Origin of the sequence: Herbaspirillum aquaticum (assembly GCF_002213425.1) — a bacterium.
In the GTDB taxonomy this organism is placed as follows: domain Bacteria; phylum Pseudomonadota; class Gammaproteobacteria; order Burkholderiales; family Burkholderiaceae_D; genus Herbaspirillum; species Herbaspirillum aquaticum.
The window spans coordinates 309161-322485 of record NZ_NJGV01000001.1; the positions used below are offsets into that span (position 1 = coordinate 309161).

The following is a 13325-nucleotide window of genomic DNA, read 5'->3' on the forward strand; positions in this document are numbered from 1 at the left end:
CACGCGATGAGTGCAGAGACCCGCTGCGACCACATGCTCCTGACCATCTTGCTCAGGCATGACCAGTCGAAGAACCTGGAGCAGATCCAGGCGCACATGAAGCAGATGGACTGGTGGGAGCGCTTCCCGGTGGAAGGCTGTCGCGTGGTGTCCTGGACCGTGGCCATGGGCCTGGGCCAGATCGTCACCCTGGCGCTGCCGCCGGCGCTGCTGCCGCAAGTCAATGTCGAGCTGGAGCGCTCGGCCTGGGGCGTGTTCCGTACCGAGTGCTACCCCACTTACGATTTTGTTCCCGTGCGCGAGCGTATCCGCGAGCGCGTCAGAAATGGAGGCCAATGATGGTTGCAACTGTTACCGATGTCTATCTCAATCCGCACCAGGCACGTCGCCGTGCGCCGACCCAGTTCGAAGACCTGCTGGGCGATTCCATCGAGCGCGCCTATGCCGCTGGCATCCACGAACTGGATGCGCTGGTGGCACACCTGAACCGTACCGGCCCGAGCTGCCCCTACAACCAGGGCGTGTGGACCGCCGCCAACTTCCAGGAAGAGATTGCCCGCCTGGCCGCCTGATCCGTCCCGACGCCAAGCCAGCTTACAGGAGAGTATCCAAATGAGAACCACCGCCAATGATCCCGTCGATGCCGTCCTCGCCGTCGGCCTGAAAGACCTGTGGTACCCGATCTGCCCGTCCGAGTTCGTGGCCGAGAAGCCGGTCTCGCTGCGCCGCCTGGGCAAGAAGTTCGTGTTCTGGCGCGAGCCATCGGGCAAGCTGCATGCCCTGGAAGACCACTGCCCGCACCGTGGCGCGCCGCTGTCCATGGGCATCCCCATGGGGGACCGCATCGCCTGTGGCTACCACGGCGTGCAGGTGCGCTTCGACGGCGTGGTCACCAGCGTACCCGGCAGCCCCGGCTGCAAGCTGGAAGGGGCCAAGGCCACGCGTCGCTTCCATGTGACCGAAGCGGCCGGTGCCATCTTCCTCTACAACAGCCTGGAAGACGTCGACACCCCGCCGCCGCTGCGCCTGCCGGAAGAGTTGACCAGCCCCGAGTATTCCAACTTCCTGTGCTACACCGAATGGAAGGGTGATTACCGCTATGTACTGGACAACGTGATGGACCCGATGCACGGCACGTTCCTGCACAAGCAGTCGCACTCCATGGCCGAAGGCGACAACACCGCCAGTTTCGGCATCCGCGAGACCGACATCGGCTTTGTCTTCGAAAAGGAAGGCCAACGCGACGTCAACTTCGACTGGACCGAGTGGGGCGACACCGACCTGCACTGGATGCGGCTGGCCATTCCGTATCCCAAGACCGGTGGCCCGGGTGGCAGCTTCGTCATCATCGGCAGCTACACCCCCATCGTGGACAACATCGCTGCGGTATTCCATTGGCGCTGCCGCAAGCTGTCCGGCTGGCAGCGCGACACCTGGCGCTTCCTTTACCGCAATCGCCTGGAAGCGCGCCACTGGAACGTGCTGGAGCAGGACCGTGTGGTACTGGAACTGATGGAGCCCGACGCCAACCAGCGCGAGATGCTGTACCAGCACGACATGGGCATCGTGCGCCTGCGTCGTCACCTGCGCAGCCTGGCCAAGGCCCAGCTGGCGCGGGAGGAACAGCTGGCCGCGGCCAAGGCGCCGGTGAAGGCGGCATGAGCCAGCGCCTGCCCCAGGCCGCCAGCCCGGTCACCGTGCGCCATGTGAAGACCGACAAGGTCCCCGAACTGGCCGCGGCCACCTGGTCCAACTGCCTGGTGGTGGGCGACGAGGTCGTGATGTCCGGCATGACCGCACATCCGGCCTCACGCCAGCAGACGCTGGACCCTTACCAGCAGACGCTGGTGGTGCTGGGCAAGATCCGCGATCTGGTGGAGGCCGCTGGCGGCAGCGTCGGCAGTATCACCAAGCTGGTGATCTACGTCACCGACATCGCGCACAAGGACGAGGTGGGACGTGCCCGGCGCGACTTCTTCGGCACGCCTTATCCGTGCTCGACGCTGGTAGCGGTGAGCGCGCTGGTGTTTCCGGAGCTGACCGTCGAGATCGATGCCTTTGCGCGGCTGGGTGCCGACCTGCGGCAAGCAGTGGCTGGTTGATACAAGCGGCTGCAAGTGGCATGACGCGGTTTGAACAATCTGATGTGATGGTGGTGCATTCATGAGCAGTCCTCTTATTTCCGTGCGCGTGCAGGCCATGCGCTTTGAAGCGCAAGGTGTGGTCAGCGTCGAACTGCGCCTGCCCGAAGGCGGCGAGCTGCCGGCCTTCGAGGCGGGTGCGCATATCGACCTGCATCTGGGCAATGGCCTGGTACGCAGCTATTCGCTGGCAAACTCGCCGGCCGAACGGCATCGCTATGTGGTCGGTGTGCTCAACGACCGTGGCAGTCGTGGTGGCTCGCGCTATGTGCATGAACAACTGCGGGTAGGTGCCAGCCTCACCATCTCGGCGCCGCGCAACAATTTTCCGCTGGAAGCAGCAGCACCATTGTCTGTACTGATCGCCGGTGGCATCGGCATCACGCCGATCTCCTGCATGTATCACCACCTGCGCGCCCAGGGTCGCGAAGCGGTGTTGCACTACTGCGCCCGCTCCCGCAAGGAAGCGGCATTCACCGCAGAGCTGCTGGGTCAGCCCGGTGTGTCCAGCCACTTCGATGACGAGGCTGGCGCTCCACCTGACCTGCGGGCTTTCCTCGCTGCGCATCCGAAGGACGCACATTTCTATTGCTGCGGCCCGACGCCCATGCTCAACGCCTTCGAAAGCCTGTGCGAAGAACTGGGTCTGCCCAACGTCCACATCGAACGCTTTGCCGCCGAAAAGGTAGAGGCGGTCCAGACCGGCAGCTACGTGGCCGAGCTGGCGCGCAGCAACGCCAGCATCACCGTCCCGGCCGGAAAGTCGTTGCTGGACGCTTTGCTCGATGCCGGCATCACCGTCGACCACAGCTGCCGCGAAGGGGTTTGCGGCGCCTGCGAGACCAGGGTGCTGGAGGGTGAGCTGGAACATCGCGACGGCGTGCTCAGCAAGGCCGAGCGCGCTTCCGGCAAGACCATGATGGTGTGCGTGTCCGGCTGCAAAGGACAACGCCTGGTGCTGGACCTGTAGCAGGACCTGAAGGCAACGCGGCCCGGGCAAGGTTCGCCCGGCCACATGCCCGTGCTTAGGCACCGGGCATTTTTTTGAGCCTGATGAATTTAGTGGAACGTTGATCCATAGGTGGAACAAAAGCGCCGGATCACGCTGCACTGGGCGAGCGGCCCCTGCCAGCCATGTGGCACAGGGCGCAGCGCTTGCCTGCGGAAGTCACCTTTCCTGCGCACGGGGCGCCGGAGAGCAGTGAGTGAATGCGGCCTGGCCGCGTGTTTGGACTTTATTCGTTGAAGGGGAGTTTGATGAAGAAGTTAATGATTGCCGCAGCGGCATCCTGCCTGTCGGCAGGCGCTTTTGCGCAGAGCAGCGTCACCATCTACGGCAGCCTCGATGCTGGCGTGGCCTATATCAACAACCTCAATGGCGGATCGGTGTCGCGCCTGGATCAGGGCACGATGCAGCCGGATCGTATCGGCTTTCGTGGTGTCGAGGACCTGGGCGGCAATCTGAAGGCGATCTTCCAGCTGGAAGCCGGCTTCTACACCGACACCGGCGCCACGCCCAATTCCTCCAAGCTGTTCAACCGCTACAGCACCATCGGCCTGTCCGGTGACTTCGGCGCGGTGACCCTGGGTCACATGCCCGACGTCGTGTTCGACTACGTGGGCAAGCTGTCCAACGGTTTCCAGCTGACCAACTGGTACCTGTTCCACCCGGGTAACCTGGACAGCCTGGCCAACACCTACCAGTTCGACAATGCGGTGCGCTATACCTCGCCCACCGCAGGCGGCTTCCAGGGCAGCCTGATGTACGGCTTCGGCGAAGTGGCAGGAGACAGCAGCAACGGTCGCAACGTCAGTGCCGGTGGTACCTATACCAATGGCCCGTTCCGTGCAGCGCTGGCGTATTCCAAGCTGAACAACCGTGCTGCCGGCTATGCCGGGGCTTTCCTCACCAGCGTCGGCCTGGGCAATGCCGGTACGGTCTTCAACAGCCTGACCACCACCGCCGGCGGACTGGGTTACACCATCGGCAGCGTGCGCCTGAACACCGCTTACACCCAGGTCAAGCTGTCCATGCCCAGCGGCGCCACGCCCAAGCAGAAGAACCTGGACCTGGGCGCAGCCTGGCGCTATGCCACGCTGGACACCATCAACTTCGGTTATGGCCTGTCCAAACTGGAAGGCGCGCGCTGGAACACCTTCAGCCTGTCGCACGTGCACGAGTTCTCCAAGCGCACCCAGTGGTACGTGCAGGCCGCCTACCAGCGTGCCGGCGGCGATGCGCGCTTTGCCGTCATGAACGGCACGGGTGCAGGCGGTGCCACCGGGGTCTCCGGCGGCCGGGGCCAGCTGGTCACTACCCTCGGCATGCACCACTCGTTCTAAGGCCATCTCCGGATGGCTGGCATGACCTTCTGTGAATAGTCTTGTCTTGCGTGCGCCGCCCCTGGAGCGGGGTGGTGCTTCGTAGTGCCTTGGGCGGAGGAAGTCCTCTTTCTCCGCCATTTTTTTATCCAAACCGAATTCATTGCCGGTGGGCATCAGGGCATCTTCCCCCGGCATTCTTGCGTTGCGGAGAAAGCCTCATGATTGCAAATCTCAAACTGGGCGCCCGTCTTGGACTGGGTTTCGGACTGGTACTGGCGCTGTTGGTCGGCATCACCTGGCTGGCCATCGCCAGCCTGTCCACGCTGCACCACGGCACGCGCCAGATCGTCGAAGACCGCTACCCGCAGGTCTTGCTGGCCAATGACGTGCTCTTGCGCATCAGCGAGAACGCCAGCGCCATGCGCAACCTGCTGCTGCTGGACGACCACCAGAAGCTGGTCGAGGAAATCGCCCGCATCGACAAGGGCGAAGTCGCCATCGGCGACGACCTCGGCAAATTGCAGGCGCGCCTGTCCAGCGAGCAGGGGCGCAAGTCCTTCGCCGAGATACTCGCCCTGCGCACCAACTATCGGCAGGGCCAGCAACGCTTCCTGCAGCTGGCCTCCACCGGTGCCACCATGGATGCTACCGAGCTGCTGATGACCAGCCTGCGCCAGGACCAGGACAAGTACATTGCCCGCCTCAAAAGCTATATTTCCGTGGGCACCATGATGATGGAGCGCAGCGGCCAGGAGGCCGCCGACCAGTACCACGGCAAGACCCTGGTCATGCTGGCCATCGCTGCGTTGGCGGTGTTGCTGGGTGGCGGCTTTGCCTGGTGGACCACGCGTTCCATCACGCGCCCTGTACGTCATGCGGTAGAGGTGGCGCAGCACGTGGCTGACGGCAACCTGTGCAGCGAGATCCGGACCGGCGCGCGGGACGAGATCGGCCAGTTGCTGGAGGCGCTGCGCCAGATGAACGGCAGTCTCACGCGCATCGTGGCCGATGTACGCGGAGGGGCTGAAACCATCGCCACCGCTTCGGCCGAGATCGCCGATGGCAACCTGGACCTGTCGGCGCGCACCGAGCAGCAGGCCGGCGCACTGGAAGAAACGGCGGCGGCCATGGAGGAACTGACTTCCACCGTGCGCCAGAATGCCGAGAACGCGCAGCAGGCCAACCAGCTGGCCTCGGATGCCTCCGGCGTGGCGGCGCGCAGCGGCGAAGTGGTGCAGCAGGTGGTGAGCACCATGCAGGGCATCAGCGAGGCCTCGCGCCGCATCGTCGACATCATCGGCGTGATCGACGGCATCGCATTCCAGACCAATATCTTGGCGCTCAACGCGGCAGTGGAAGCGGCGCGTGCTGGCGAGCAGGGCAGGGGCTTTGCGGTGGTGGCATCGGAAGTGCGTTCGCTGGCGCAGCGCTCGGCCACGGCGGCCAAGGAGATCAAGGTACTGATCGATGATTCGGTGGCGCAGGTCGATGCCGGTGGACGCCTGGTGGTACAGGCCGGTGCGACCATGGGCGAGGTGGTGGACAGCGTGCGACGGGTGTCGCATATCGTCGGTGAGATCAGCATGGCGACGCAGGAACAGCGCGCCGGTATTGAACAGGTCAATCACGCCATCACCCACATGGATGAAACCACCCAGCAGAATGCAGCGCTGGTGGAGCAGGCCGCCGCCGCGGCCAAGTCCTTGCAGGACCAGTCGCAGCGGCTGCGGGAGTTGGTGGGCATATTCCGGCTGCAGGACGCACGAGCGCAGCGGACGATGCTTCAGGTCGCCGAGATGGAAGATGATGCTGCCGTGTCGGCCTTGCCGCCATATGGAACCAGCGTGGCGATCAGTCCGCAGATTGCGGCGAAGCTCATCCAGTGAACTGGTGCCGCCTTGGCGGGGAGTCTAAAAAAGGTGCTGTTTCAGGCGGCTTGAAGTTGTGGAGCATCAGCATGCATGTACACGCTTCAAGTGAATCAGCCCAGCACTTGACGTGCAAACGACATTTTCCTCAGGTGGGATCAAACGAAAAACGGGCCCGTTCGGGCCCGTTTTCATCATGTCCTGGCGGAGGCTGTGAGATTCGAACTCACGGACGGGTCACCCCGTCGGCAGTTTTCAAGACTGCTGGTTTAAACCACTCACCCAAACCTCCTTGCGTGGCAGCCGGGCATGGCGCCCGTCGCACGAGGGCCGCATTATACATCACATCACTTGCTTTGCATCCACCCCTTGCGGCAAGCAATGCCCGGCCAAGCCAGGCGCGCCTCAGAATGTCCCAGGATAAGCCCCGCCATCCATCAACAGGTTCTGCCCCGTGATGAAGCCCGCCTGCGCGCTGCACAGGTAAGCGCATGCATCCCCGAACTCGGCCGGATCGCCAAAGCGACCCGCAGGATTGAGCTTGCGGCGATCGGCCAGCACCTCATCGACCGTGCGCCCGCTTTCCTTGGCCGCACCGCTTGCGGTGGAACGCAAGCGATCGGTCTCGAATGGCCCCGGCAGCAGATTGTTGATGGTCACGTTATGCGCCACCGTCTTGCGCGCCAGCCCCGCCACAAAACCCGTCAGCCCAGAGCGCGCGCCATTGGAGAGCCCCAGGATATCGATCGGTGCCCGCACCGCGCTGGAAGTGATATTGACGATGCGCCCGAAGCCGCGCGCGATCATGCCATCGACCGTCGCCTTGATCAGCTCGATGGGCGTGAGCATGTTGGCGTCTACCGCCGCAATCCAGTCGTCCCGCGTCCACTCACGGAAATCGCCCGGCTTGGGGCCGCCGGCATTGGTCACGAGGATGTCCGGGGCAGGGCAGGCGGCCAGCGCCAGGGCCCGTCCTTCCGGGGTGGTGATGTCGCACGCCACGGTGGTGATGATGGCACCGGTGGCGGCAGTCTCCGTGCGAATGGCCTGGGCCGTCGCTTCCAGTGCCTCCGCTCCGCGTGCCAGCAGCGTGACGTGTACGCCTTCGCGCGCCAGCGAGAGCGCGCAGGCGCGGCCGAGGCCCTTGCTCGATGCGCAGACGAGGGCGGTTTTACCTTTGATGCCGAGATCCATTCTGTCTTCCTTTGCTGAGGGGGATTGTATGGCTGCGCAGACCGCCGGGACAGCCTTGGCCGGCTGCGCTACACTGTCGGGCCTGACGGGCGGCGCTACTTCTTCAGTACCATGTAGATGGCCAGCGCAATGAGGGCAACCACGCCCATCTCCAGCGCAAACACGATGACGCCGCTCATGTCAGTCTCCTTTTTTATCCTTCGATGCGGCCGCTGCATCCTGCAGCCGGCCAGCAGAGGCATCACTGTACACCGATGACGGCTTCCTTGTTTTTCTCCGGCGTAGTCAACTTCCTGCTCGGCGGCCTGCTGGGCGCCATGGGTGGTCTCTTCGGGATAGGTGGCGGTCTCATCGCCATCCCCGTGCTGGGCTACCTCTACGGCATGGACCAGCAACTGGCCCAGGGCACGGCACTGGTGATGATCGTGCCCAACGTCGTCATCGCCTTCTGGCGCTACAAGCAGCGCAATCACATCCAATGGAGTACCGCTGCCATGATGTGCGTGCCGGCCGTCTTCACCACTTACGTCTCGGCTCGCATCGCCACCTCCATGGCCGCGCGCAGCCTGCATGTCTGCTTCGCCGCCTTCATGGGGCTGCTGGCGCTGTATTACCTGTGGACGCTGTTGCGCAACAAGCGCAGCGTGGAGTCGTCGGTGATCCTGTCGCGCCGCTATATCCCGCTGGTCGGGATGTCCGCCGGGGCGTCGGCCGGTTTCTTCAGTGTGGGCGGCGCCATCGTTGCAGTGCCCTTGCTGACGGCCTTGTTCGGCGTCACCCAGACCGCAGCGCAAGGCCTGGGGCTGGCCATGGTCACGCCCGGCACCCTGGTGGCCCTGTGGACCTATGCGCAGGCCGGCCATGTGGACTGGTCGGTGGGCATTCCCATGGCGCTGGGCGGCGTGCTCAGCATTTCCTGGGGCGTGGCGCTGGCGCACCACCTGCCGGAACGGCGTCTGCGCATCCTCTTCTGCGCGGCGCTGTTGCTGCTGTCGGTGTGGATGCTGATCGCCGGCTGAGGTCGTCTTCGCCGGAGCGACTCAGGCGAATTTTTTCTCAAGGACGGCGGGTTCGACCTCATTGGACTGCTGGCTCATCTGCTCGCGGATGAAGTCGACCAGGTTGCGCGCGTGGGGCGAGAGGGTCTCCATGGCCTGGAACACCATGCTGCGCTCGCGCACGCTCCACGGATCGTTCAGTTCCACCACCGACAACTGCATGGTCTGCTGATGCCGCTGCGCCGCCGAGCGCGGCATGATGCCGATGCCGACATTGGTTTCGATCATGCGGCACATGGCTTCAAAGCTGCGTACCTGGATGCGCAGCTTGAGCCGCTGTCCATGCCCGGAAACGATCTTGTTGAGGAAGTGATGCAGCGTGCTGCCCTCGTGCAGGCCGATGTGTTCGTACTCCAGCGTGTCGAGGAAGGGAAGGCTGCCCGCACCCGCCAGCGGATGTTCCAGCGCGGTGGCCAGCACCAGGCGGTCAGTGGAAAAGTTGAGCACTTGCAGCCCATCCCCCTGCACCGGGCCGGCCACGATGCCGATATCGGCCGTGCCTTCCTGGATGCCGCGCAGGATATCGTGGTTCAGCCGCTCCTCGAGCGCGACGTTGACCTGCGGATGCCTGGCCAGGAACTTGCCCAGGATCTCGGGCATGAATTCGGTCACCGCCGTGGTGTTGGCGAAGATGCGGATGTAGCCCTTGATGCCGTTGTTGTACTGCTGCATGTCGCTCTTCAAGTGCTCTACCTGCTGCATGAAGAGCTGCGCATGATGCAGCAGGGTGTGCCCGGCTGGCGTGAGCTGTACGCCCTTGCTCTCGCGATAGAGCAGGCGGGTGCCAAAGCGCGTTTCCAGTTCCTTGATGCGATTGCTGGTGGCGGCCAGCGAGAGATTCATGCGCTCGGCGCTGCGGGTCAAGCTGTTGAGTTCGGCAATCAGGATGAACAGGCGCAGGTCGGTCAGGTCGAAAAGCATGATGTCTCCCGGAAAGAATCGGTGAGGAGGGCAGCTGCGCTGCGGCAGGCTTGTCCATCCCATGTTGCGGCACGCTGTCACCAATGGTGCGCGCGTGCTCTCGTTGGCTGCCCATGGTACGCCGATTTGCGTCGCTGCATGGCCTGAAATGCTGCCGACTTGTGATGCGATGCCGCATCCTTTTGCTGCGCATGACTTCACTTCTGCGTAAGCCCCCCTTCCAAAAATACAGATTGTCCTCGGCGTGGGGACGCCACAGACTGGCGCCCAATCAACAACAACGATGCGAGGAGACATGTCGCACCCCGACCTCGATCTCACCCTGCTGCGGCAGTGGCTGGACAAGACCGAAACGCGCCACGACCAGATCAGCCCGGCCCTGGCGGCAGCGCTGGCGGCGACGCTGGACGGTCCACGCCAACCGCTGGCCGGTGATGCGTTGCCGCCGCTGTGGCACTGGATCTATTTCTGGAGCGTGTGCCGCCAGTCCGAAGTCGGCGCGGATGGCCATCCGCAGCGCGGCGGTTTCCTGCCACCGGTGCCCTTGCCGCGCCGCATGTGGGCCGGGGGACGGCTGCGGTTTGCGGCGTCGCTGCCCATTGGCGCTGCGGCCGAGAAGGTCTCGCGCATCGCCAGTGTGGACGTCAAGCAGGGACGCACCGGTGCGCTCGCCTTCGTCACCGTGCAGCACACCGTCCGTCACCAAGGCCAGCTTTGCCTGACCGAAGAGCATGACATCGTCTATCGCGACCTGCCGCAGCCGGGCGCACCGGTGGTGCTGCCCAAGAGCGCGCCCGGCGATGCGCGCTGGTCGCGCCGCGTGGAGCCTGATCCGGTGCTGCTGTTTCGCTATTCAGCGCTGACCTTCAACGGCCATCGCATCCATTACGACCGCAGCTATGTCACCGGGGTGGAGGGCTATCCCGGCCTCATCGTCCACGGTCCGCTCATCGCCACCTTGCTGGCTGACCTGGTGGCGCGCGAAATGCCGCAGGCGGTGATGCGCGAGTTCAACTTCCGCTCGGTGGGTACGCTGTTTGATACCGAGCCCTTCACGCTCTGCGGCAAGCCCGCTGCCGATGGCAAGAGCGTAGCGCTGTGGGCGCAGAACGAACGGGGCGAACTGGCGATGCAGGCCGACGCCTCGCTGGACTGATACCAGGAAAATCATTTAGAGAATTGATAGCCGGAGCCCCTCATGCCGTTTCAAGCCGATCCCGATACCCATACCGACCTGCGTGACGCCGTACGCGACCTGTGCCAGACCTTCCCTGCGGAGTACTGGCGCAAGGTGGACGAAGCACGCGGCTATCCCGAGCAGTTCGTCGATGCCCTCACCAAGGCCGGCTGGATGGCGGCCTTGATCCCGCAGGAATATGGCGGTTCGGGACTGGGCTTGACCGAGGCGTCGGTCATCATGGAAGAGATCAATCGTACCGGCGGCAATTCCGGTGCCTGCCACGGCCAGATGTACAACATGGGTACGCTGCTGCGCCATGGCTCGGAACGGCAGAAACAGCAGTACCTGCCCAAGATCGCCAGCGGCGAACTGCGCCTGCAGTCGATGGGCGTGACCGAGCCCACCACCGGTACCGACACCACGCGCATCAAGACGGTGGCAGTGAAGAAGGGGGATCGCTACGTGGTCAATGGCCAGAAGGTCTGGATCTCGCGGGTCCAGCATTCGGACCTGATGATCCTGCTCGCCAGGACCACGCCGCTGGATCAAGTGAAGAAAAAGTCCGAGGGCATGTCGATCTTCCTGGTGGACCTGAAAGCCGCCATCGGCCGGGGCCTGGAGGTGCGGCCCATCCTCAACATGGTCAACCACGAGACCAATGAACTGTTCTTCGACAACCTGGAAATCCCGGTCGAGAACCTGATCGGCGAAGAGGGGCGCGGCTTCAAATACATCCTCGACGGCCTCAACGCCGAGCGCACCCTGATCGCCGCCGAGTGCATCGGGGACGGCTACTGGTTCATCGACAAGGCGACTGCCTATGCCAACGAGCGCGTGGTCTTTGATCGACCCATCGGCATGAACCAGGGCGTGCAGTTCCCGATTGCCGATGCCTACATCGAGATCGAAGCCGCCAACCTCATGCGCTACCAGGCTTGCGCGCTCTTCGATGCGCACCGGAACTGCGGGGCCCAGGCCAACATGGCCAAGTACCTGGCGGCCAAGGCTTCATGGGAGGCGGCCAATGTCTGCCTGCAGACCCATGGCGGTTTCGGTTTTGCCTGCGAATACGACGTCGAGCGCAAGTTCCGCGAGACGCGGCTGTACCAGGTGGCGCCGATTTCGACCAACCTGATTTTTTCCTACGTGGCCGAGCATATCCTCGGTCTGCCCCGTTCCTTCTGAGGCCCGCCATGCAAGCCCGTGCAATGATGTCCACCCATGGTGCAGAAAACGTCAGCCCCGGTGACCACCCCTCGCGCCTGCTGGCGGCCTTCCTGGCCGGGCTGCGCTACGAGGATATTCCGTCGGCGGTGATTGCCCGCGCCGAAGATCTCTACCTCGACTGGTTCGCCTCGGCGCTGGCCGGCAAGACCGCGCGCCAGGTCGGCATCATCGAACGCTATGCGGCGCAGATGGGGCCGCAGCATGGGCCGTCGACCATCCTCACCAGCCGTCGCGGGACCACGCCTTACTTTGCCGCGCTGGTCAATGGCGCGGCCTCCCATGTGGTGGAGCAGGATGACGTTCACAATGGCTCGGTATTCCATCCGGCGGCCGTGGTGTTTCCGGCCGCGCTGGCCGCTGCGCAGGCGCTGGGCAAGTCGGGGGCCGACCTGCTGGTGGCGGCGGTGGCCGGCTATGAGGCCGGTATCCGCATCGGGGAATTCATGGGGCGCTCGCACTATCGGGTCTTCCATACCACCGGCACCGTGGGCACGCTGGCGGCTGCGGTGGCGGTGGGCAAGCTGATGGATTTCGATGCGCAGCAGTTCCTGCATGCCATGGGCTCGGCGGGGACGCAGGCGGCGGGTTTGTGGGAGTTCCTGCGCGATGCGGCCGATTCCAAACAGCTGCATACCGGCAAGGCGGCGGCAGATGGATTGCTGGCGGCCTATCTGGCCAAGGACGGCTTCACCGGCGCGCAGCGCATCCTGGAGGGGGCGCAGGGCATGGCTGCCGGGATGTCGAGCGACGCCAATCCTGCCCGCCTCACCGATGGCCTGGGTACCCGCTGGGCCACGGCGGAAACGTCCTTCAAGTTCCACGCCTCCTGCCGTCATACCCATCCGGCCGCCGATGCCCTGCAATTGCTGATGCAGCGTGAGGGACTGCAGCACGACCAGGTCGCCTCGGTGACCACGCGCGTGCACCAGGGCGCCATCGATGTACTGGGGCCGGTGGTGGATCCGCAGACGGTACACCAGGCCAAGTTTTCCATGGGCACGGTACTGGGCCTGATCGCCGTGCATCAGCAGGCCGGTCTTGCAGAATTCGAACAGCAGGCCTTGAGCGACCCGCGTGTCGCGCAGTTCCGCCAGAAGGTGCAGATGCGCCTGGATGCCGAAGTCGACCAGGCCTACCCGGCGCGCTGGCTGGGCCGGGTGGAAGTGCGGACCACCGATGGGCGCCAGTTCGAGGCCGCCGTCGACGTGCCCAAGGGCGATCCCGACAACAGCTTGTCGCGGCCCGAGCTGGAGCAGAAGGCGGCACGCCTGATCCGCTTTTCGCGGGCGGCCAGCGAGCCTGAGATCGGCGAGATCATCGCACGCGCCTGGCGCCTGCATGAGACGCCCGACCTGCAGCAGCTGTTCTGAAGCCGAACCGCATTCCATCATCCCGACGCGCAACGAACGCC

At 64.2% G+C, this 13325-nt stretch carries 14 protein-coding genes and 1 tRNA gene; 11 read left to right on the forward strand and 4 right to left on the reverse strand.

Annotation, left to right across the window (positions count from 1 at the left end):
• Window positions 1-6 precede the first annotated feature (6 nt).
• The 7 genes from CEJ45_RS01355 to CEJ45_RS01385 all read left to right on the forward strand — a co-directional run bounded on the left by CEJ45_RS01355 (window position 7) and on the right by CEJ45_RS01385 (window position 6352).
• A complete protein-coding gene (locus CEJ45_RS01355; RefSeq protein WP_088753626.1) occupies window positions 7-339 on the forward strand; it encodes a hypothetical protein in 333 nt (110 codons plus the stop codon).
• Window positions 339-572, forward strand: a complete 234-nt coding sequence (locus tag CEJ45_RS01360) for a recombinase-like helix-turn-helix domain-containing protein (protein ID WP_006462358.1) — start codon at window positions 339-341, stop codon at window positions 570-572. Before CEJ45_RS01355 ends, CEJ45_RS01360 begins: the two co-directional genes overlap by 1 nt.
• 40 nt (window positions 573-612) lie before the next feature.
• Complete coding sequence (locus CEJ45_RS01365; RefSeq protein WP_088753452.1) at window positions 613-1662, forward strand: aromatic ring-hydroxylating oxygenase subunit alpha; 1050 nt, start codon at window positions 613-615, stop codon at window positions 1660-1662.
• A complete protein-coding gene (locus CEJ45_RS01370; RefSeq protein WP_088753453.1) occupies window positions 1659-2102 on the forward strand; it encodes a RidA family protein in 444 nt (147 codons plus the stop codon). Before CEJ45_RS01365 ends, CEJ45_RS01370 begins: the two co-directional genes overlap by 4 nt.
• A gap of 61 nt (window positions 2103-2163) precedes the next feature.
• Window positions 2164-3111, forward strand: coding sequence for a PDR/VanB family oxidoreductase (locus tag CEJ45_RS01375; RefSeq protein WP_088753454.1), 948 nt, complete (start codon window positions 2164-2166; stop codon window positions 3109-3111).
• Between the two features lie 287 nt (window positions 3112-3398).
• Window positions 3399-4484, forward strand: a complete 1086-nt coding sequence (locus CEJ45_RS01380; RefSeq protein WP_229296949.1) for a porin — start codon at window positions 3399-3401, stop codon at window positions 4482-4484.
• A 200-nt stretch (window positions 4485-4684) separates the two neighbouring features.
• The gene (locus CEJ45_RS01385; RefSeq protein ID WP_088753456.1) at window positions 4685-6352 is read left to right on the forward strand and encodes a methyl-accepting chemotaxis protein; all 1668 of its coding nucleotides are present in this window, start codon (window positions 4685-4687) and stop codon (window positions 6350-6352) included.
• Window positions 6353-6536: 184 nt separating this feature from the next.
• Here CEJ45_RS01385 and CEJ45_RS01390 read toward each other — a convergent pair.
• From CEJ45_RS01390 to CEJ45_RS24775, 3 genes are all read right to left on the reverse strand, one after another.
• Window positions 6537-6626 (reverse strand) — tRNA-Ser (locus CEJ45_RS01390).
• Window positions 6627-6739: 113 nt separating this feature from the next.
• Window positions 6740-7528 carry an SDR family oxidoreductase gene (locus tag CEJ45_RS01395; RefSeq protein WP_088753457.1) on the reverse strand — a complete coding sequence of 263 codons (789 nt, stop codon included), beginning with the start codon at window positions 7526-7528 and terminating at the stop codon, window positions 6740-6742.
• 95 nt (window positions 7529-7623) lie between these two features.
• The gene (locus tag CEJ45_RS24775; protein WP_154133695.1) at window positions 7624-7770 is read right to left on the reverse strand and encodes a hypothetical protein; all 147 of its coding nucleotides are present in this window, start codon (window positions 7768-7770) and stop codon (window positions 7624-7626) included.
• Window positions 7771-7782: 12 nt separating this feature from the next.
• On the opposite strand from CEJ45_RS24775, the gene CEJ45_RS01400 reads away from it, so the two are divergent.
• A complete protein-coding gene (locus CEJ45_RS01400) occupies window positions 7783-8547 on the forward strand; it encodes a sulfite exporter TauE/SafE family protein (protein WP_088753458.1) in 765 nt (254 codons plus the stop codon).
• Window positions 8548-8568: 21 nt separating this feature from the next.
• Here the strand turns inward: CEJ45_RS01400 and CEJ45_RS01405 are convergent, their stop codons facing one another.
• A complete protein-coding gene (locus CEJ45_RS01405; RefSeq protein WP_088753459.1) occupies window positions 8569-9507 on the reverse strand; it encodes a LysR family transcriptional regulator in 939 nt (312 codons plus the stop codon).
• A 295-nt stretch (window positions 9508-9802) separates the two neighbouring features.
• Between CEJ45_RS01405 and CEJ45_RS01410 the strand changes: the two genes are divergently transcribed.
• Genes CEJ45_RS01410 through CEJ45_RS01420 form a run of 3 tightly spaced genes read left to right on the forward strand, consistent with a single transcriptional unit; the run spans window position 9803 to window position 13284 of the window.
• Complete coding sequence (locus CEJ45_RS01410) at window positions 9803-10663, forward strand: HTD2 family dehydratase (protein WP_088753460.1); 861 nt, start codon at window positions 9803-9805, stop codon at window positions 10661-10663.
• Between the two features lie 42 nt (window positions 10664-10705).
• Window positions 10706-11872 carry an acyl-CoA dehydrogenase family protein gene (locus CEJ45_RS01415; RefSeq protein ID WP_088753461.1) on the forward strand — a complete coding sequence of 389 codons (1167 nt, stop codon included), beginning with the start codon at window positions 10706-10708 and terminating at the stop codon, window positions 11870-11872.
• 8 nt (window positions 11873-11880) lie between these two features.
• The gene (locus tag CEJ45_RS01420) at window positions 11881-13284 is read left to right on the forward strand and encodes an MmgE/PrpD family protein (RefSeq protein WP_206601732.1); all 1404 of its coding nucleotides are present in this window, start codon (window positions 11881-11883) and stop codon (window positions 13282-13284) included.
• Window positions 13285-13325 lie beyond the last annotated feature (41 nt).

Coding starts and splice junctions, on each gene's coding strand:
- CEJ45_RS24775 (WP_154133695.1), bottom strand. CDS start 7,770: ATGCCTCTGCTGGCCGGCTGCAGGATGCAGCGGCCGCATCGAAGGATA.
- CEJ45_RS01385 (WP_088753456.1), top strand. CDS start 4,685: ATGATTGCAAATCTCAAACTGGGCGCCCGTCTTGGACTGGGTTTCGGA.
- CEJ45_RS01375 (WP_088753454.1), top strand. CDS start 2,164: ATGAGCAGTCCTCTTATTTCCGTGCGCGTGCAGGCCATGCGCTTTGAA.
- CEJ45_RS01360 (WP_006462358.1), top strand. CDS start 339: ATGGTTGCAACTGTTACCGATGTCTATCTCAATCCGCACCAGGCACGT.
- CEJ45_RS01370 (WP_088753453.1), top strand. CDS start 1,659: ATGAGCCAGCGCCTGCCCCAGGCCGCCAGCCCGGTCACCGTGCGCCAT.
- CEJ45_RS01420 (WP_206601732.1), top strand. CDS start 11,881: ATGCAAGCCCGTGCAATGATGTCCACCCATGGTGCAGAAAACGTCAGC.
- CEJ45_RS01380 (WP_229296949.1), top strand. CDS start 3,399: ATGAAGAAGTTAATGATTGCCGCAGCGGCATCCTGCCTGTCGGCAGGC.
- CEJ45_RS01395 (WP_088753457.1), bottom strand. CDS start 7,528: ATGGATCTCGGCATCAAAGGTAAAACCGCCCTCGTCTGCGCATCGAGC.
- CEJ45_RS01355 (WP_088753626.1), top strand. CDS start 7: ATGAGTGCAGAGACCCGCTGCGACCACATGCTCCTGACCATCTTGCTC.
- CEJ45_RS01365 (WP_088753452.1), top strand. CDS start 613: ATGAGAACCACCGCCAATGATCCCGTCGATGCCGTCCTCGCCGTCGGC.
- CEJ45_RS01410 (WP_088753460.1), top strand. CDS start 9,803: ATGTCGCACCCCGACCTCGATCTCACCCTGCTGCGGCAGTGGCTGGAC.
- CEJ45_RS01400 (WP_088753458.1), top strand. CDS start 7,783: ATGACGGCTTCCTTGTTTTTCTCCGGCGTAGTCAACTTCCTGCTCGGC.
- CEJ45_RS01415 (WP_088753461.1), top strand. CDS start 10,706: ATGCCGTTTCAAGCCGATCCCGATACCCATACCGACCTGCGTGACGCC.
- CEJ45_RS01405 (WP_088753459.1), bottom strand. CDS start 9,507: ATGCTTTTCGACCTGACCGACCTGCGCCTGTTCATCCTGATTGCCGAA.